The sequence below is a fragment of the Mesorhizobium sp. WSM1293 genome, assembly GCF_000513875.1.
Classification (GTDB): domain Bacteria; phylum Pseudomonadota; class Alphaproteobacteria; order Rhizobiales; family Rhizobiaceae; genus Mesorhizobium; species Mesorhizobium ciceri.
Genome location: NZ_AZUV01000040.1, coordinates 1 through 19588 on the forward strand (window position 1 = coordinate 1; position 19588 = coordinate 19588).

14 protein-coding genes and 1 pseudogene are annotated in these 19588 nt (G+C 62.9%); 9 read left to right on the top strand and 6 right to left on the bottom strand.

Annotated elements, in window-relative coordinates; translation table 11 throughout:
- A pseudogene (locus M729_RS1000000139050) lies at positions 1–258 on the top strand (IS481 family transposase); the annotation flags it as partial.
- 227 nt (positions 259–485) lie between these two features.
- On the opposite strand, the gene M729_RS0129440 reads toward M729_RS1000000139050, so the two are convergent.
- Positions 486–758 (bottom strand): usg protein, encoded by a 273-nt coding sequence (locus M729_RS0129440; RefSeq protein ID WP_013529022.1) that lies wholly within the window; start codon positions 756–758, stop codon positions 486–488.
- Between the two features lie 302 nt (positions 759–1060).
- Here M729_RS0129440 and acs point away from each other — a divergent pair, with 302 nt between their 5' ends.
- Positions 1061–3016: an acetate--CoA ligase gene (gene acs, locus M729_RS0129445; protein WP_027163680.1), complete on the top strand. Its 1956-nt coding sequence runs from the start codon at positions 1061–1063 to the stop codon at positions 3014–3016.
- Positions 3016–3759, top strand: coding sequence for an MOSC domain-containing protein (locus M729_RS0129450; protein ID WP_024504213.1), 744 nt, complete (start codon positions 3016–3018; stop codon positions 3757–3759). Before acs ends, M729_RS0129450 begins: the two co-directional genes overlap by 1 nt.
- Position 3760: 1 nt before the next feature.
- Here the strand turns inward: M729_RS0129450 and M729_RS0129455 are convergent, their stop codons facing one another.
- The 3 genes from M729_RS0129455 to M729_RS0129465 form a co-directional block, all read right to left on the bottom strand.
- Positions 3761–5029, bottom strand: a complete 1269-nt coding sequence (locus tag M729_RS0129455; protein ID WP_027163681.1) for a cyclopropane-fatty-acyl-phospholipid synthase family protein — start codon at positions 5027–5029, stop codon at positions 3761–3763.
- A gap of 364 nt (positions 5030–5393) precedes the next feature.
- Positions 5394–6872 carry a pilus assembly protein gene (locus tag M729_RS0129460; RefSeq protein ID WP_027163682.1) on the bottom strand — a complete coding sequence of 493 codons (1479 nt, stop codon included), beginning with the start codon at positions 6870–6872 and terminating at the stop codon, positions 5394–5396.
- Between the two features lie 523 nt (positions 6873–7395).
- Positions 7396–8265 (bottom strand): transglutaminase family protein, encoded by an 870-nt coding sequence (locus M729_RS0129465; protein ID WP_013529017.1) that lies wholly within the window; start codon positions 8263–8265, stop codon positions 7396–7398.
- A gap of 165 nt (positions 8266–8430) precedes the next feature.
- On the opposite strand from M729_RS0129465, the gene M729_RS0129470 reads away from it, so the two are divergent.
- Positions 8431–9096 (top strand): HAD-IA family hydrolase, encoded by a 666-nt coding sequence (locus M729_RS0129470; RefSeq protein WP_027163683.1) that lies wholly within the window; start codon positions 8431–8433, stop codon positions 9094–9096.
- Positions 9097–9103: 7 nt separating this feature from the next.
- Here M729_RS0129470 and M729_RS0129475 read toward each other — a convergent pair whose 3' ends face one another.
- Positions 9104–9325, bottom strand: coding sequence for a DUF1674 domain-containing protein (locus tag M729_RS0129475; protein ID WP_013529015.1), 222 nt, complete (start codon positions 9323–9325; stop codon positions 9104–9106).
- 105 nt (positions 9326–9430) lie between these two features.
- On the opposite strand from M729_RS0129475, the gene htpX reads away from it, so the two are divergent.
- The 4 genes from htpX (at position 9431) to purH (ending at position 15410) form a co-directional block, all read left to right on the top strand.
- Positions 9431–10450 carry a zinc metalloprotease HtpX gene (gene htpX, locus M729_RS0129480; protein WP_027163684.1) on the top strand — a complete coding sequence of 340 codons (1020 nt, stop codon included), beginning with the start codon at positions 9431–9433 and terminating at the stop codon, positions 10448–10450.
- Positions 10441–11835: an RsmB/NOP family class I SAM-dependent RNA methyltransferase gene (locus M729_RS0129485; RefSeq protein ID WP_027163685.1), complete on the top strand. Its 1395-nt coding sequence runs from the start codon at positions 10441–10443 to the stop codon at positions 11833–11835. The genes htpX and M729_RS0129485 overlap by 10 nt, the downstream gene beginning before the upstream one ends.
- Positions 11836–11982: 147 nt before the next feature.
- Positions 11983–13707 (top strand): heparinase II/III family protein, encoded by a 1725-nt coding sequence (locus tag M729_RS0129490; protein WP_013529012.1) that lies wholly within the window; start codon positions 11983–11985, stop codon positions 13705–13707.
- A gap of 86 nt (positions 13708–13793) precedes the next feature.
- On the top strand, positions 13794–15410 hold the full coding sequence (purH, locus tag M729_RS0129495) for a bifunctional phosphoribosylaminoimidazolecarboxamide formyltransferase/IMP cyclohydrolase (protein ID WP_027163686.1): 1617 nt from the start codon (positions 13794–13796) through the stop codon (positions 15408–15410).
- A 250-nt stretch (positions 15411–15660) separates the two neighbouring features.
- On the opposite strand, the gene M729_RS0129500 is transcribed toward purH, so the two are convergent.
- Positions 15661–17037: an MFS transporter gene (locus tag M729_RS0129500; protein ID WP_027163687.1), complete on the bottom strand. Its 1377-nt coding sequence runs from the start codon at positions 17035–17037 to the stop codon at positions 15661–15663.
- Positions 17038–17391: 354 nt separating this feature from the next.
- Between M729_RS0129500 and M729_RS0129505 the strand changes: the two genes are divergently transcribed.
- Positions 17392–19536 carry a TonB-dependent siderophore receptor gene (locus tag M729_RS0129505; RefSeq protein WP_027163688.1) on the top strand — a complete coding sequence of 715 codons (2145 nt, stop codon included), beginning with the start codon at positions 17392–17394 and terminating at the stop codon, positions 19534–19536.
- Positions 19537–19588 lie beyond the last annotated feature (52 nt).

Sequence of the window (19588 nt, forward strand, 5' to 3'; positions counted from 1 at the left end):
GTTCCCCTCGACAGATACACACCTTCGCCGCGCTCCTTCAGCGAGGCCGTCGAAGCCTTCGACTACCCACAGGGCGCCATCGTTCGCAAGGTTCAGAAAGAGGGCCGCGTCGCCTTGTGCGGCTACATCCTGCGCCTCTCCAAGGCATTTGGCGGAAAGGCCGTGGCCTTCATCCCCACCACCAAGGACGGCGTCTTCCAAGCCTTCTTCAGACATCAGAAAATAGAAACAGTCGACCTCAACCTCAGCAGACGATAAGTGACAAAACTGTTCGCGATGTCTCCGCACACCTGTTCGCGATGTCCCCGGTCCAAACAGGGGGGAGATCGGATGTCGCGGCGACTTTCGCCAATCGCAGGCGTAACAAGGGGCGGCGTTGTCGGTGGAGCTGCCAATCTGCCCACTTGAGGGGGAGATGTCCGGCAGGACAGAGGGGGGCGTCGTAGAACGCCGACCTCAAGAAGCCGTTGCTGCGAAACTTGCCCCTAGTGCAGCACAAACTCCCCATCCACCTTGCGCCATTCGTTCGGCGCGATCAGCTTCTGATGCGTATAGCTGATCGAATGCAGCGGCCCGTCCAGCTTGGCCTTCCAGAATTCGATGAACTTGATCAGCACCGGAAACTTCGGCGCGAGATCGTAGTCCTGCCAGATGAAGCTCTGCAGCAGATGCGGGTGATCGGGAAAGTGATAAAGAATCTTGGCAGTGGTCAAGCCATAGCCTTTGAGCATCAGGTCCATTTCGGCATGGTCGCGCATGACGGTCCCCAGGTTGATTCGCCTGTCCTCCCACGGCTGATTGTGCGCGCCGCTGATTAACCGTCTATTGATTTTTTCTTCATCTGAACCGGCTTTAGCATGCGAAAACATGCAGTTAGCAGCGCACCTCTTCGAGTGCTGACAGCCCTGGAGAAGCCCCCTGCGGCATCCCGCCGCGCGAATCCAACGTCTAATGTTGCCGTAACGGCGGAACTGGTAATAATGCCGCCGAATTCGCGGCCGTGTCGCCGCGATCCCGCCGGCATTTCAAGCCGGCGATTGGTTCGGGAGGAAAGTCAGGAATGTCCGAGGTTCATGTCCATCGCGTCCAGCCGGCGTGGAAGAAAAACGCGCTGATCGACAATGACACCTACCTGAAATGGTATGCCGACAGCGTCAAGAACCCGGACAAATTCTGGGGCAAGCACGGCAAGCGCATCGACTGGTTCAAGCCGTTCAGCAAGGTCAAGAACACCTCCTTCGACGGCAAGGTCTCGATTAAATGGTTCGAGGACGGACTGACCAACGTTTCCTACAACTGCATCGACCGGCATCTGAAGAAGTGCGGCAACCAGACCGCCATCATTTGGGAAGGCGACAATCCCTACGACGACAAGAAGGTCACCTATAACGAGCTCTACGAGCATGTCTGCCGGCTCGCCAATGTGATGAAGAAACACGGCGTCAAGAAAGGCGATCGAGTCACCATCTACATGCCGATGATCCCGGAAGCCGCCTATGCGATGCTGGCCTGCACGCGCATCGGCGCCGTCCATTCGATCGTCTTCGGCGGTTTCTCGCCGGATGCGCTGGCCGGCCGCATCGACGACTGCAAGTCGACCTTCGTTATCACGGCTGACGAAGGCCTGCGCGGCGGCAAGCCGATCCCTTTGAAGGAAAACACCGACAGGGCGATCGAGATCGCCGCGAAAGCCGGAACGAAAGTCGAAAAGGTGGTGGTCGTGCGCCGCACCGGCGGCAAGACCGGCTGGGTTTCAGCCCGCGACGTCTGGTATCACGACGAGATCGCGACGGTGAAAGCCGAATGCAAGCCCGAGAAGATGAAGGCCGAGGACCCGCTGTTCATTCTCTACACGTCGGGTTCGACCGGCAAGCCGAAGGGCGTGCTGCACACCACCGCCGGCTATCTCGTCTACGTCTCGATGACCCACCAATATGTCTTCGACTACCATGACGGCGACATCTACTGGTGCACCGCCGATGTCGGCTGGGTAACCGGCCACAGCTACATCGTCTACGGCCCGCTCGCCAACGGCGCCACCACGCTGATGTTCGAAGGCGTGCCGAACTATCCGTCGCAGTCGCGCTTCTGGGAAGTCATCGACAAGCACAAGGTCAATATCTTCTACACCGCGCCGACGGCGTTGCGCGCGCTGATGGGCGCCGGCGATGCGCACGTGAAGAAGACGTCGCGCAAATCGCTGCGCGTGCTGGGTTCGGTCGGCGAGCCGATCAACCCGGAAGCCTGGGAGTGGTATTTCAACGTCGTCGGCAACGGCAAGGTGCCGATCGTCGACACCTGGTGGCAGACCGAGACCGGCGGCATCCTGATCACGCCGCTGCCAGGTGCGACCGACCTCAAGGCGGGTTCGGCGACGCGGCCTTTCTTCGGCATCAAGCCGCAGCTGGTCGACGGCGAGGGCAAGGTGCTGGAAGGTGCGGCCGACGGCAATCTGTGCATCACAGATTCCTGGCCGGGCCAGATGCGCACCGTCTATGGCGATCACGACCGCTTCGTGCAGACCTATTTTTCGACCTACAAGGGCAAGTACTTCACCGGTGACGGCTGCCGCCGCGACGCCGACGGCTATTACTGGATCACCGGCCGCGTCGACGACGTCATCAACGTCTCCGGCCACCGCATGGGCACGGCCGAAGTCGAATCGGCGCTGGTCAGCCATGAGAAGGTTTCCGAGGCCGCGGTCGTGGGCTATCCGCACGACATCAAGGGCCAGGGCATCTACAGCTACGTCACCTTGATGAAGGGTGCCGAACCGACCGAAGAGCTGCGCAAGGAGCTTGTTGCCCATGTCCGCAAGGAGATCGGCGCCATCGCTTCGCCCGACAAGATCCAGTTCGCGCCGGGCCTGCCGAAGACGCGTTCCGGCAAGATCATGCGTCGCATCCTGCGCAAGATCGCCGAGGACGATTTTTCTGCCCTGGGTGACACCTCGACGCTGGCCGACCCGGCCGTCGTCGATGATCTGGTCGCCAACCGGCAGAACAAGAAGAGCTGATGCAGGCCGCGCTGGGCACTGTCAGCGAACTCTGGCGCTATCCGGCGAGTTCGCTTGCCGGCGAGCGCCTGAAAACAATCTCGGTCGACGTCGAGAGCATCGACGGCGACCGCCTGTTCGGCCTTGTCGACGTGTCCGACAACGAGATCGCACGACCGGACCGCGACGCGAAATGGCACAAGGTGCCGCGCATCCGCACCCGGCTGTCGCCGACCCTGGAACTCGAGATTGCCGTTCCCGAGGGCGACTGGCTGGCCGCGCCAAGCATCGAGAGCGACCGCGCGGTGTCGGCCTATCTCGGCTTCGAGGCCTCGCTCCGTCCGTTTCGCCGCGAGAATACCGGGCCTGACTATGCCGGCCCGCTGACCGCGGAGCGCTACCGCAAGGCGCCGATTCATCTATTGACCACGGCTTCGCTGGCACGCCTGAAAGCATTGCACCCGGAAGGGGTCGCCGACCCGCGCCGCTTCCGCCCCAACATCGTTGTCGACATGGCGGCGATCGAAGGCTCGTTTCCCGAAACGGAATGGATCGGCCGCAAGCTTGCCGTCGGCGATCTCCTGCTGACCATCTCGGAACCCTGCCGCCGCTGCGGTTTCACCATTGTCGCCCAGGATGGCTTCGACCATGATCCGGCGATCCTGCGCAACCTGGTCCGTCACAACGCCCATAACCTCGGCGTCTATTGCACGGTCGACAGGCCGGCGCGCGTCGAAGTCGGCGACGCGATGCGCTTCCTGTAAGCTATCGATACAGATCCGCCCGTGTCGGCGGCAGGCCGCTTGGACCGCGCGCGCGCTTGGTCACGACGGTCTGGAAAATCTGTGCCGATGCGCGCTCGAAGGTGATCGAACAGCCCGTCAGGTAAAGCAGCCATAGCCGCGCCCTGGCCTCGCCCACGTCGGCGATTGCCTCATCGAAGCGGGCCTGCAGCCGCTCGGCCCACAGCCTGCAGGTGCGGGCATAGTGCTCGCGCAGGTTCTCGACATCGTAGACGAGAAAACCATGCGCCTCGAGATTGCCTGTTGTCATGCCGATGGTGTCGAGTTCGCCGCCGGGAAAGATATATTTGAGCAGCGCCTTGAACTCCGGCCCCTTGCGCAAGGTCTTCTTGATGTCGCCCTTGCTGCGCCGGGTGATGGCGTGGTGCAGATAGATGCCGCCCGGCTTCAGCAGGCGATGAATGGTCTTGAAATAAGTCGCATGGTTGGCGAGCCCGAGATGTTCGAACATGCCGATCGACGAGATCTTGTCGAAGCTGCCGGTGAGTTCCGCATAGGATTTGATCTCGATGGTGATGCGGTCCTCCAGCCCCTCGGCGCGAATGCGTTCGCGGGCCAGCTCGGTCTGCGCCTGCGACAGCGACACACCGTGGCCGACGACGCCGTAGTTCTTCGCCGCATGGATCAGCATGGCGCCCCAGCCGCAACCGATGTCGAGCAGTCGTTCGCCCGGTTTCAGCCGGAGCTTGCGGCAGATGTGGTCGAGCTTGTCGACCTGCGCCTGGTCGATGCCATTGGCGAAATCCTTGAAGTAGCCGCAGCTATAGACCATGCGCTCGTCGAGAAAGAGCCGGTAGAAGGCGTTCGAGATGTCATAGTGATGCTGGATCGCCTCCTGGCTCGAACCGCTGACATAGGGATTGCGCCCCGACAGATCGGTCCGCGCGCTCATCTGCTTGCGTGCCAAAAGCACGGAAGGCAGGTCGCGCAGGATCGCCATTTTCGGCAGCGACTTGAGCTTGGTTCTGAGCTTGCCTTGCGACGGCAGGGCATAAAAATCGAAGATCGTCCCGTCTTCGATGTCGATGGTCTTGGAAATCCACATCTCGATCAGCGTCGACAGGGACGGTCGCTTCACGATCTGCCAGACGATGTCCTGGTCGTTGATGGTGAGCACCGGACCAGTGGCGGGGCCTATCCGCTCCCCGGTCCACAGCCTGACCGCAAAACCCGGCTTCAATGTTTCGATCACCGTTCGAACGATGCGAGCGGCCTTTTCGGCTGCCTCCATGCGATTCCTCCGAATGCTGGCTCCGGGGCAGAAGTTTGCCCGGTCGGCCTGGCAATCGCAAGCCGGCCCGCACCAGGCCCGCCCGTTGGTTAATTTCAGACCTGCACCTTGTCTTTTGCTGCAATGCACCCCATCATGAGTATGTGTTCAACAAATCGAAAGGAGGTGATCCGATGTCGAGTGATTTCGTTTTCCAGAACGTGGCCTCAGCGGATTGCACTTTCGGGAAGCAGTCTTCCCGTTAAGGCGCGAAATGCGCGGCGGCTGACCTGATAGGTCATCGCTATGGGCCGCGCCACGGACGGAAACACGGAAGGCCGCCGGCTTCGAAAGAAGCGGCGGCCTTTTCCGTTTGCGGACCAGACTACTGGGTCAATGCGACCTTTTCGGTGTTGCGAATGATTTCCTGAAAGGCGTCGTCCAATTCGGCTCCGGTGGACACGTCGAAGAAATGCCTCTTGGCGGCGGAGGTATCCTTCGACGAACAATCCTTCAGCACCGCCTTTGCCTGGTCCCGCTCGGTTGTCGACATATCCTTGTCGTCCAGATCGAAGCCGATGGTGAAAATCTCGATGCCGTCGTTTTTCATGTTGTCGCACAGCGTTTCGGCGTTGCCGCGCGCAAGGGTGCCCTGCCTGTTGTAGCTGTCCCCAGCACCGGCGAAGGCCGTATTGAACTGGCCATCGGTCATCAGGATCGCGACCTTGGCGATCTTCTTCGGATCGGCATCCGAGGCACCCTTGCCAAGACCGGCATTCCTGATCGCAGTGCGCCATTGCGGCGACAGCATATAATAGGTCCACTGAATGGCGATCGCGCCGGCCGTAAACCCATTGGCCCGGAAGTCCTCGATCGATCCAAGCAAGGCATCGGAATCGGCGGTCAGCGGGATCACTTTCGCATCAGGACACCTGTTCATGTCCCCGTCACCGAGATGATCGTCCCGGTTGACCAGGGCATAGTATTTCTTGCCGTTCCCGTCGGTGCGGACAGTATCCGGGCCGTCGGCGCTCATATCCGCGTTGCCGTTCTTGTCCTTGCGCTCGGTGGCGCAATTGTCGGGGCGTGGCATCGCCGCGCCGACAATGGAGATGTAGTCGCTGAAGGACGGCAGCAGATTTTTGCCCGTCTTGGCGACGAGAAGCGGACTGCCGGCGACGGGTGGGAGCTCAGTGCTGGCTTGTTTTTCGGCATAGACGTTTTCCGCCAGCTTGCCGGCGTTGACGCCAGATGCGTAAGGCACAATCGCGACGCGGATGCGGGGGTTCTGCGGATCCTGTTTCTGCAGCATCGTCTGGACGGCGTTTTTTGCAGCTGTTTTCAGATCGCCGATTTTGTCGACCTTGCCGCGCTTGGCCATCGACCCCGTTATGTCGAGCATCATCGCCACTTCGACGGTCTTGTCCGAATAGAGCGCCGTCGTGGAGGCGGCGACGCGTTTCATGTCGCCCGTGCCAAAAATCGGGAAATACAGCCCGACATCGACATGGGCGTCAGCCTGGACCGTCTTGGCGGTCCTGTTGACGATCAGCCTGTCGAGTACGATCTGGTCGGCCTGCAGAATGCCTGCCTGGCTGTTGGCGTCGAGAAAGGCCTGCACCGATTTGTTGGCATCGGCTTCCTTGATGGCGCCGGTCGTTAGGTCGCGTGCCGTCGATGTGACCGCGGCGTCGACGACGCCTTGGAGGCTCGATCTGGCATTGTAGAGCTGCGATACGTTGACCGAGAAGCCAACAGCCAGCGCCAAGACCGAGGCGCTGAGGCCGAACAGGATTGCGAAATTTCCACCGCGATCCCTGGCGAACCCGCCGACCGCGTGAACAAGACCCCCGTAATTCCGCATCCTACAGCCTCCATTCGCCTCGGCCTCGTCGCCGCGGACAGGGCAATGCAGGATTCCCGCCGGATGACGCCGCTGGCTGGCAAAAGGCCGGCCGCTTGCCGCCAAATCATTGTTTTTGTTCGGCTTCAAGCTCCGCAAAGGTGAATGACTGGTAAACAGAAAAGCGCGGCCGCGGCTGCGTTTACGAGCCGGTTACCATGCTCAAGACGAAGCAATCACGGAATCCCGATGACGTCCTGTTGCGGGACAGGGTCCGTGTGCCGAAGCGGGCCAGTTGTCCCGAGACTGCAAGGCGCGAAATGATCGGATCCAACGCCTCCGGCCATCGAAAGACCAAAGCGCCATCACGTTTGAAAACCAGGGCCGCTTTTGGCCGCGCCCCAAGGGGTGTTGAGATTCAGGTAAGGCCAGGTCGAAAATGATGGCTTTCGAGAACCGGAGCGGAGCGGACATTTGGTCCGTGAGCACCGGAAGCTCAGAAAGCCGTCATTTGCAGACCGGCCTCACCTGAATCGACATACCTTTAGGCCAGCATCTGTGCGCCGACGGTCCTGTCGATACCGTGGTAGGGCGGGTTGAACAGATTGCCTTCCTGTTCATAGGTCCATACCTTGAACAGGCTGAGCCGGTGGGCGCCGAAACTATGCAGCAGCGGCACGTCGGTGGCGTCGCGGCCGCGGGCGATGACGATGCGGCCGATTCTTGGCGTGTTGTGGCGAGGATCGAACGTGTACCATTTGCCGTCGAGGAACACTTCCAGCCACGCCGAAAAGTCCATCGGTGCCGGATCGGCTGGCACGCCGATATCACCGAGATAGCCGTTCACATAGCGTGCCGGAATATTCATGCAGCGGCAAAGCGTGATCGCCAGATGAGCGAAGTCGCGGCAGACCCCGACGCGTTCCTCATGCGCCTGAGCCGCCGTGCGGGTCGAGCGCGCATAGCCATAGCCGAACGACAGCCGGTTGTGGACATAGTCGACGATAGCCTGCACGCGCGCCCAACCGGACGGAATGTCGCCGAAGAGCTGCCAGGCCAGGCTGCTCAGATGATCCGTCTCGCAATAGCGGCTGCCCAGGAGATAACCGAGAACTTCGTCCGGCAGGTCCGCCACCGGCACTTCCCTGGCCAGCGTGTTTACCTCGTCCGTCTCGCCGCTGTCCTCGACGACCGCGTCGTACAGGATGCGAAAACCACCGGCGGGCGCTGTGAAGCGCCGGCAGGCATTGCCATGCAGATCGTGGTACAGCCTTGTCGGCACCGCGGGCGAGGTCAGCACCCGCGTCTGCCGCTTGATATCAGCCTGCCTGTCCCGATGGATCTCGAGCACTGAAATCACCGGCGTGGCGGCTACGCATTCGATGGCGATTTCATAGCCGAGCCGGATCAGCATCGTTGGTCCCCCCTTCGATCTTGTGAGAAGCAGTCCTTCCCAAACGCCCGGAGGATACCGTGGTTCCCTGGGCCGATCGAAAAGCCCACCCCGTGTCTTCCCCTGCCGCGGTCGAGACGTTAGGTTCGGCAACCCCACCAGCGCTCCCCGGACTCAAGGAAAATCATGTATTCAGGCAGAAAATTCGCGGCCTTCCTCTTCGACATGGACGGCACGCTCATCAACTCCATCGCCTCGGCGGAACGGGTGTGGAGCGATTGGGCACGCCGCCAGGGCCTTAACGTCGCTGCCTTCCTGCCGACGATCCATGGCGTACGCGCGATCGAGACCATCACCGGCCTGGCACTGCCGGGCGTTGACCCGGCACACGAGGCTGATCTGCTGCTGAAGGCCGAGGCGGCCGATCTCGATGGCATTATCCAGATCGCCGGCGCCGTGGCATTTCTCGACTCGCTGCCGCCCGAACGCTGGGCGATCGTAACCTCCGCCCCACGTGAGCTGGCGCTGTTGCGCATGAAGGCCGCCGGCATCCCCGTCCCGGCGGTCATCGTCGCAGCGGAAGATGTCTCCCGCGGCAAGCCGGCGCCCGATTGCTTCCGGCTTGGTGCGGAACGGCTCGGCTTCGACGCGCGCGACTGCCTCGTGTTCGAGGATGCCCCGGCCGGCATAGCGGCAGCCGAAGCGGCGGGCGCGGCGGTCATGGTCATCAGCGCCACGCACAAGCACCCCTTGCCAACGCAACACGCCGCGATCGCCGGCTACGACATGGTGGGCATCACCGTCGACGAGCGTGGCTGGATCGCGCTCGAGCCGCAGCGCAACGCCGCCTAGGCGGCGTCTAGAAATCGCTGGTCAGGCCCTTTACCTCCCAGTCGCCGTAGCGCCCTGGCTCCTTGCCGCCGCGGCCGCCGATTTCCTTCGGCGCCGAGGCTTCCTTTTCCAGGTACTTTGCACGCCTTGCTTCGGCTTCCGCGAGCGCACGTCTGGCTTCCGGCGTCAGCGCCTTTGGCTCGACATCATGGGCAAGCTCGGCATCGGTTTTACTGGCTTCGTCGTTCATGCGATATTTCCAGCGGATTGAAACGGGAACTGGTGTTTCCCATCATATAGCGATGAGACGAAGCGGATCGACCCCTTTTCGCTATCACCTGGACAGGAGCAGACGATGAACACACTTCGCACCGCCATGCTTCTTGCCGCGATGACCGCGCTGTTCATGGGCGTCGGCTTTTTGATCGGCGGAACCGGCGGCATGATGATCGCGCTGCTGATCGCCGCCGGCACCAATCTGTTCAGCTACTGGAATGCCGACAAGATGGTGCTGTCGATGAACCGTGCCGTCGAGGTCGACGAGAAGAACGCGCCCGAATATTACGCCATCGTCCAGTCGCTCGCCAAACAGGCCGGCCTGCCCATGCCGAAGACCTACCTGATCGACAATCCGCAGCCGAACGCCTTTGCCACCGGCCGCAACCCGCAGAACGCGGCGGTCGCTGCCTCCACCGGCCTGTTGCAGGCGCTGACGCCTGAAGAGGTCGCAGCCGTCATGGCGCACGAACTCGCCCATGTGCAGCACCGCGACACGCTGACCATGACGATCGTCGCCACCTTTGCCGGTGCCATTTCGATGCTCGGCAATTTCGCCTTCTTTTTCAGTGGCAATCGCGACAACAATCCGTTCGGCTTTGTCGGCGTGCTGGCGGCGATGATCGTAGCGCCCTTTGCCGCGATGGTCGTGCAGATGGCGGTCAGCCGCACCCGCGAATACGAGGCCGACCGACGTGGCGCCGAAATCTGTGGACACCCGCTCTGGCTGGCATCGGCGCTTGACAAGATCGCCCGCGGCGCCGAACGCATCCGCAACCCCGATGCCGAGCGCAATCCCGCGACCGCGCATCTCTTCATCATCAATCCCCTTCACGGCGAGCGCATGGACAGCCTGTTCTCCACCCACCCCGCCACTGAGAACCGCATTGCAGCCTTGCAGGCGATGGCGCGCGACATGGCCGGCAGCGAAAGCCGGGCTGCACCGCGCCAGGCCCCAACGCCACGCCAGGCGGACGAACTGCGGCCATCCGGCCCGTGGGATCAGACAGCACGGCCCGAGCAGCCGGCGGAGCCCGCCAAGCCCAAATCCAACCCATGGGGTCGCAATCCGACCGGGCCCAGGGGCCGGTGGTCGTGAGCGTGGCGGACAGAGGACCTCGACGCACGGTTTCAGGTGATCAGGAACACAGGGACGGCGGCGACTTCGTCGCCGGTCTCGCCGCGCGCAAGGCAGCGGCCCGCCTGCTTGCCGCCGTCATCGATGCCAGGACACCGCTTGACGGGCTGACCGATCACGAGAACGGCCACCCGCAATACAAGGCGCTCGATTTGCGCGATCGCGGCCTTGTCCGCGCCATTCTGGTCACCGCGCTGCGCTATCGCATGACCATATCGGGGCTCTTGGCGCGGCGCCTGGAAAAGCCGCTGCCGCCCAATGCCACGGCGCTGTCGCACATATTGCATGTGGCGGCCGCACAGATCCTGTTCCTCGATATTCCCGACAGCGCCGCCGTCGACATTGCGGTGACCCATGCCAAGTCCGATCCGCGCACGGTGCGGTTCTCCGGCCTCGTCAATGGCGTGCTGCGCACACTGGCACGGGCCAAGGAAACGGAATTGCCTGCCGCCCTTGCCGCCACCGACGAGGCGCCCAAATGGTTTTCCGACAGGCTGAAGACTACCTACGGCAACGAAAAGGCCAGACAGATCCTCGAAGCGCATCGCATTGAGGCGCCGGTCGACTTCTCGGTCAAGGCCGATCCCGGACTCTGGGCCGAAAAACTCGGCGGCATCGTCCTGCCGACCGGCACGGTGCGGGTCGAGAATCTTGTCGGTCCTGTCACCGAATTGCCTGGCTTTGCCGAGGGCGCCTGGTGGGTCCAGGACGCCGCGGCCAGCCTGCCCGCCCGACTGTTCGGCGATGTCACGGGATTGCGGGTTGCCGATCTCTGCGCCGCGCCCGGCGGCAAGACCGCGCAGCTGATCGTTGCCGGCGCGAAGGTCACCGCCGTCGACACGTCAAAAAACCGGCTTGCGCGGCTGACGCAGAATCTCGAGCGCCTCGGCCTGTCCGCCGAGATCGTCCAGGCCGACCTGCTCAAATTCGAGCCGAAGGAATTGTTCGACGCCGTTCTCCTCGACGCGCCCTGCTCGTCGACCGGCACGGTGCGGCGGCACCCCGACGTGCCATGGACCAAGACTTCTGCCGATGTCGAAAAACTGGCCGACCTGCAGCGCAGGCTGCTCGCCCGCACTGTGACGCTGGTGAAGCCCGGCGGCAGGATCGTCTTTTCCAACTGTTCGCTCGATCCGCTCGAAGGCGAGGATCTCTGTCGCGCCTTTCTCGCCGGCACGCCTGAAATCACCAATGATCCGCTGCTGCAAGGCGAGATCGCCGGCATCGATCCATTCCTGACGCCGCAAGGCACGCTGCGCACCACGCCCGCCGACCTGGACCTCGGCGCGCCGGAACGCTCAGGCCTCGACGGCTTCTTCGCCGCTCGCATGCGGCGAGCCGGCTAGGGCTTGAACTGCCGGATTTGCTGCCTTTTTTAGGCAGGACCGGGGGCAGAAGCAGGTGAACCGGCCCGGGCTCGTGGAATTCGCCTTCGCACGAATCGTGCAATCATGTAGACTCGGCGCCGGGGTAGAGGACGATCAGGAGGGGTTTTGGCACTGGCTGCCAGCAGCACGACGCGTCTGTGGACGCTTGTCGCGAAGGAGTTCTGGCGCAAAACGCGCCGGCGCCTGCGCGCCGGGCCTGTCTATCGCTGGCGCTATTCCGGCCGCACGCCGGAACGTGTGCTGATCGCACCGCCGGACCTGCGCCTCGCCGACCCGCAGATCGCACTCGAGATCTATTACGGCCGCTATCCCCTGTCGGGGCATCTGGTCGAGACCGGCGGCAAGTCGCCTTTCCAGATCAACGTGCCCAATCACGGGTGGCAGAAGACGCTGCACGGCTTTCGCTGGCTACGCCATATGCGCGCCGCCGGCACGGAGCTTGCCGCTGCCAATGCCCGCGCCCTGGTCTCCGATTGGATCACCATGCATGGCAGCCATATTTCCGGCATCGCCTGGGAGCCCGGCACGACGGCCAAGCGCATCATCGCCTGGTTGCAGCACTCCTCGGTCGTATTGCAGGGCGCCGAGTTCCCTTTCTACCGCGCCTTCCTGAAGTCGGTTGCCATGCAGATCCGCTACCTCAGGTCGATGGCGCGCGAAATGCCCGACGGCAAGGACAGGCTGCGGGCCCGCATCGCGCTCGCCTTCGCTGCCTTGTCCCTGCCGGCGCCGGCATCGGCGCTGCGTGGCGCGACCCGCAATCTTGCCGAGGAACTCGACCGCCAGATCCTCGCCGATGGCGGGCACATTTCGCGCAATCCGATGGTCGTCCTGGAAATCCTCGCCGACCTCCTGCCACTGCGCCAGACCTATGCCAACCAGGCGGAAACCCCGCCGCAGGCGCTGATCGGCGCCATCGACCGCATGCTGCCGGCGCTGCGCTTCTTCCGCCATCAGGATGGCAGCCTCGCCCGCTTCAACGGCATGGGCGCCACCATCCACGACCGCATCGCCACCATCCTGCGCCACGACGACACCGCTGGCGCGCCGCTGCTGCATGCGCCGCATTCCGGCTATGAGCGCCTGTCTATGGGCGGCACCACGGTCATCGCCGACACCGGCCCGCCGCCGCCAGTCGACGTGTCCAATGCCGCACATGCCAGCTGCCTTGCCTTCGAACTATCGTCCGGGCGCCAGCACTACATCGTCAATGCCGGCATCGACACCTACGGCGCGGCTGAATTCCGGCCGCTGGCGCGCGCCACCGCCGCGCACTCGACCGCCACCATCAACGACACCTCGTCGGCGCGCTTCAGCCACTCGTTGCGCGTCAACGACCTGCTCGGTTCGCCGTTGATCGGCGGCCCGCAGCATGTGCAGTGCAAGCGCACCGACCAGAAAGGCGTTCAGGGTTTCATCGCCCGCCATGACGGCTATGTCGCGCGCTTTGGTTTCCTGCATGAGCGCGAGCTGAAGCTGTCGTCGAACGGCAATGTGCTGGCCGGCCGGGACCGCTTCCAGCGCCCCGGCAGTGCCGCGATCCGCAACAATGGCCGCGACTTCGTCACCGTCCGCTTCCACGTTCATCCCGATGTCAACCTTTTGCAGGACGAGCATGACCGCCTGGTGCTGGCCGCCGATCAGGCCGACACCTGGGTGTTCACATCGGCCGAAGTGGTGCCGGAGGTCGAGGAATCGATCTATTTCGCCGGTCTTGGCGGCCCGCGCCGCAGCCGCCAGATCGTGCTTGCCTTCAAGGCCTCGGAAATCGCCGAAGTCCACTGGCAGCTGACCCGCACCAGCATCGCCGGTTATCCGGAAAACAACTGACCTACCTGACCGCCGGTTTGATTTCCGGGCGGCATGTGCTACGGGCGCGGGCATCCACCACACCAGTCGTGAAAGGCCGCCAGCCCATGGCCGTCGCCGCCAAGAACATTCCCGCACCAGACCTTGTTCCCGTGCGCCGCGCCCTGCTCTCCGTTTTCGACAAAACCGGCCTCATCGATTTCGCCAAGGCGCTGGCAGCCGCAGGCGTCGAGCTGGTCTCGACCGGCGGCACGGCAAAGGCGATCGCTGACGCGGGCCTTCCGGTGCGCGACGTCTCCGAGCTCACCGGCTTTCCCGAGATCATGGATGGCCGCGTCAAGACCTTGCATCCCGGCGTGCATGGCGCGCTGCTTGGCGTGCGCGACGATCCGGAGCATTCAGCGGCAATGCGCAAATACGGCATCGAGCCGATCGATCTCGTCGTCTCCAATCTCTATCCGTTCGAGGAGGTCCGCCGCTCCGGCGCCGACTACGCATCGATCGTCGAGAACATCGACATTGGCGGCCCGGCCATGATCCGCGCCTCGGCCAAGAACCACGCCTATGTCGCCATCGTCACCGATCCCGGCGACTATGCCTCGGTGCTGAACGCGCTGGAGATGAACATCGGCTCGCTGTCGCTGGATTTCCGCAAGAAGCTGGCCGCCAAGGCCTTCGCCCGCACCGCCAGCTATGACGCGGCGATCTCCGGCTGGTTCGCCGAAGCGCTCGAGATCGAACACCCGACGTGGCGTGCCTTTGGCGGCAGGCTGGTCGAGGTGATGCGCTATGGCGAGAACCCGCATCAGAGCGCCGGCTTCTATATCGATGGCGACAAGCGGCCGGGCGTCGCCACGGCGCGTCAGTTGCAGGGCAAGCAGCTGTCCTACAACAACATCAACGACACCGACGCCGCCTTCGAGCTGGTCGGCGAGTTCGATCCGGCGCGTTCCGCCGCCGTCGCCATCATCAAGCACGCCAACCCGTGCGGCGTTGCCGAAGGCACCTCGCTGAAAGCCGCCTACGCCAAGGCGCTCGCCTGCGACCCGGTTTCGGCCTTCGGCGGCATCATCGCGGTCAACCGCACCCTCGACGCCGAGGCGGCGGAAGAGATCGTAAAAACCTTCACCGAAGTCATCATAGCGCCCGGCGCCACTGACGAGGCAGCGGCCATCGTCGCGGCGAAGAAGAATTTGCGCCTGCTGGTCACCGGTGGGCTGCCGGATCCGCGCACGCCGGGCACGACGGTCAAATCCGTCGCCGGCGGTCTGCTCATCCAGGGCCGGGACAACGCCGTCGTCGACGACCTCGAACTGAAGGTGGTGACCAAGAGGGCGCCGACGCCGGTCGAAATGGCCGACCTGAAATTCGCCTTCCGCATCGCCAAGCACGTCAAGTCCAACGCCATCGTCTACGTCAGGGACGGCGCCACCGTCGGCATCGGCGCCGGCCAGATGAGCCGGGTCGACTCCTCACGCATCGCTGCCCGCAAGGCACTCGACGCCGCCGAGGCCGCCGGCCTTGCCGAACCGCTGACCAAGGGCTCGGTCGTCGCCTCCGACGCCTTCTTCCCCTTCGCCGACGGATTGCTGTCGGCGATCGCCGCCGGCGCCACTGCCGTTATCCAGCCGGGTGGCTCGATGAACGACAAGGACGTCATCGCCGCTGCCGACGAGCACGGCATCGCCATGGTGTTTACGGGCGTCCGGCATTTCAGGCATTGACGCACTTCTTCCTTCTCCCCTTGCGGGGTGAGAAGCGGTTCGCGCAGCGAACGAAAAGCCAATTGCTTGGCTTTTCGAGCTTCGAACGCCCTGAGCCTGCGAAGGGCCGGGCGGTGGCCGATCCGCCCTGCCGGGTCCCCGCTGCTCCGCAGCGTCCCGGCGTTCGCCAGCCTTTCATCGTGCCACTGGCACGATGAATTCGCTTCGCGAACCGGCCGCTCACCCCACAGGGGGAGAAGGAAGAAAGAACTCACTCCGCCGGCCGGTCCGCCGGATAGGGCGTCTTGACCAGGATCGCTATGCCGATCCCGAGGAACAGCACGATCACCGCCATGCCGAGCCGTGCCGAGCCGCTGGCCAAGGTGACGGACGCGACCATGAACGGCGCCAGGAAACTGGTCGCCCGTCCGGCCAGCGCATAAATGCCGAAATAGCGGCCGGATTCGGCCGCCGTGACGCTGCGCGCCATGTAGGATCGCGACGACGCCTGCACCGGCCCGAAAGCCACGCCGATCAACAGGCCGAAGAAGATGTAGGCCTTTTCCGCTGCCGTGCCGAACAGGCCGCCGCTGTCCGGTCCAGGCATCATCCAGAGGCCGAACAAAGTATAGCCCGGTCCGGTCGAGACGATGCCGATCGTGGCGATGCTGAGCAGGACCAGCGAGATCATGACGATGGTTTTTGAGCCAAGCGCCGTATCGAGACGGGCTGCAACCAGGCAGCCGAAGATGGCGACGACGTTGAGAATGATGCCGAAAATACCGATTTCGGTGATCGACCAGTGGAACATCGCTGCTGCGAAAGTGCCCCCCAGCGCCAGCACCGCATTGACACCGTCCTGATAGATCATGCGGGCGACAAGGAAGCGGAAGATGCCGCTGCGCTTGCGCACCTCGCCCAGCGTCACTTTCAGCTCCGCCAACCCCTCTCGCACCGCAGGGCCGATCGGCAGGCCCTTGATGGCATCGGGGGTGAAAAAGAACATCGGCAGGATGAACAGGAAGTACCAGCCGGCTGACAAAGGCCCGGTTGCGCGCGCGTCCTCGCCGAGCTTCGGGTCGAGCCCAAAGAGCGGGTCGGTGCCGATGATCGTCTTGCCGGTCTCCGGCGAACCGGCCAAGCAAGCGACGACGAAGATCAGCGCGATCATGCCGCCGAGATAACCAAGGCCCCAGGCCATGTTGGAGATTCGGCCGATCTCGCTCTTCGGCACCAGGCGCGGCATCATCGAATCGTTGAACACGGTCGAAAACTCGGCCGCGACCGACGCCAGCGAAAAGAACAGCACGACCAGGAAAAGGTTCGAACCGGGGGCCGCGAACCAAAGCATGCAAAGGCAGGTGACCTTGACCGCGGCAAAGAATGCGATCCAGGGCTTGCGCGGGCCGGTCTGGTCGGCAATCGAGCCGAGGATGGGCGACAGCACGGCGATGACAAGACCTGCCGCGGCAATGCCGTAGCCCCAGGCCGCCTGGCCGGTCTCCGGATCGCTCGCCATGCGCGAGACGAAGTAAGGTCCGAAGATGAAGGTCGTCACGACCGTGAAGAACGGCTGCGCCGCCCAGTCGAACAGCATCCATCCCCAGATGCCGCGCCCGGACGCACGCTGCACTGTCTCTACCGTCATCATGATCCCTCGGCACCGGTTCCGTGTCGGGCGCCATGTCTGCATGTTTCATGCGCTCATGCAATGAACGAAGCTCGGTGCCGTACCCTTGACGTTGCCGGGCGTTCACTGTTCGAAAGCCATGCAACCGGCTTTCGTCCGCTACGCGAACCAAGCCCGTATTTTTCTCGTGGGGGAAGCCGGACCGTAGGTCCGGCGCCGTCCTCCACCCCCTGCTTCGCAACGATTGTCGCCGGCGTGGATCTCTTGATTATTAAGTTGACTCTTTTTGTCCGCTTTGACTAATTGCGCTCGCGCAGGGCCGGAACGGTGACCGGCCGAACTGCTCGAAATTGGTCTGACAGGGAATAAGAGATGACGATTGGTCGACAGGCATTGCTGCGCATTCAGGCAAGGCGATTGATTGCGAGCAGTGCCTTGATAGCGGCATCTTTTGGAATGGTGGGGACCGGCCGGGCCCAGGACGTTTCGCCGGACGATGCAACTCAACTGGAAACGATCGTCGTCACCGGCAAGTCGGACCGCGTTGGCGGGCCCGATCAAACGATCGTCGCCAAGGATACGGCGACCGCCACCAAGACCGATACGCCGATCGTCGACGTTCCCGCCTCGGTTTCAGTTGTAACCCAAAAGGAACTGGAGGCGCGCCATGTCGAAAGCCTCCAGCAGGCCGTGGCCTACACATCCAGCGTCCTCACCGACGAGTTCGGCAACGATGACCGATACGACTATATTCGCATCCGCGGTTTCGACCAGACATCGCTCGGTACCTATCGCGACGGCCTGACGGCGCGCATCCCCGCATGGTTCACGGCCAGCCGTCTCGAACCTTACGGACTTCAGCGCGTGGAGGTCCTGAAGGGATCGACATCGACGCTATTTGGTCTCAACGGTCCTGGCGGACTGGTGAACGCCATCACCAAGCGGCCGCTGGACCAGAAGCAGGGGGAGATTTACACGTCCTATGGCGACGGCACCAAGGAGATTGGCGTTGATTTTGGCGGGCCGATCGACCCCGATGGCGTGTGGACCTATCGGCTTACCGGGCTGGCCAAGGATGGCGATCAAGGATGGGATTATTCCAACGACGACCGGCTTTACATCGCACCCGCGTTGACCATCAAGCCCGAGGAAGGAACCTCGCTCACCATCCTGACTGACTATTACAAGCGAGATGGCACAGGCGCACGCGGCACCCCCGCCGGCGCCAATATCGACATCGGCACCTTCCTGGGCGAGCCGGATTTCAACCGCTTCAACACCGAGCAGGTCGATATCGGCTACCAGTTCGAACATGAATTCAACGAGAATCTCACCTTCCGCTCCAATGCCCGCTACACGCATTTGAGCCTCGACTACGCCGAGGTCTACGGCGCGTCGCTTGACCCCACGGCGGACCGCACGGCATTTTCCGTCGGCGGCCTGTCCAACCGCTATGCCTTTGACAATCAGTTGCAATACGATACGGGCTGGGACCGGGTCGCCAGCAAGACGCTTGTCGGCGTCGACTACGCCAACGACAACACCCGCGAAAACATCCTCTTCGGCACCGCCGGCCCCATCGACATCGACAACCCGACCTATTGCGGTCTGTCCTGCATCAACCTCGGCCCCTATGTGAACTGGCGGGTCAAGCAGCAGGCGGTCGGTGTCTATGCCCAGGAGCAATTGACGTTTGACGACCGCTGGATCGTCACCCTGGGCGGGCGCTGGGACCGTGTCCATACGACGGCGGACTATCTCGATCTGGGAACGCAGGACGACGACACCGCATCGGCCTTCACCAAGCGCGCTGGCCTGACCTACAAATTCACGCCGAACCTCGCGGTCTACGCCAACTATTCGGAAAGCTTCCAGCCGCTCGTGTCGCCAAGCGCCAACGGGTATGCGGTCTCGGGCTCGTTGAAGCCTCAGGAGGGCAAACAGTATGAGGCAGGCATCAAGTACAAGCCCGACGGCTTCGACGGCCTGTTCACAGCCGCGGTCTTCGACCTTACCCAAACCAATGTTCCGACCTATGTCACGCCTGTTGTCCAGCAGCAGATCGGCAAGGTTGGCGTCCGCGGCATCGAACTCGAGGGCAAGGCCGCCATCGCGGAAGACCTGAACCTGACGCTTGCCTATTCCTACTGGGATGCCGAGATCCTGGAAGACGGCATTGGCGGGAATGCCGGCAATCGGCCGCAGCGCGTTCCTCGCCACCTGGCGTCAGCCTGGGTTGACTATACGCTTCCCGAGGAAGGACCGCGTGGCGACCTGACCATCGGCGGCGGCCTGCGCTATATCGGACAAACCTACGGGGATGACGCGAACACCATTTCGATTGGCGGCTACGCACTGGTGGATGCGGCGATTAGCTACAAGATGACCAAGGACGTGACGTTGGCCTTGAACGCAACGAACCTGTTCGACCGGAAGTATCTGACAACCAGCTATTACGGGACCGAATTCTACGGCGACCGGCTGAAAATCGTCGGCACCCTCAAACATTCCTGGTGAGCTTGCTGAACGCCAAGCGCCGACAACATTGGAAAAGCCGCCACACGCACCC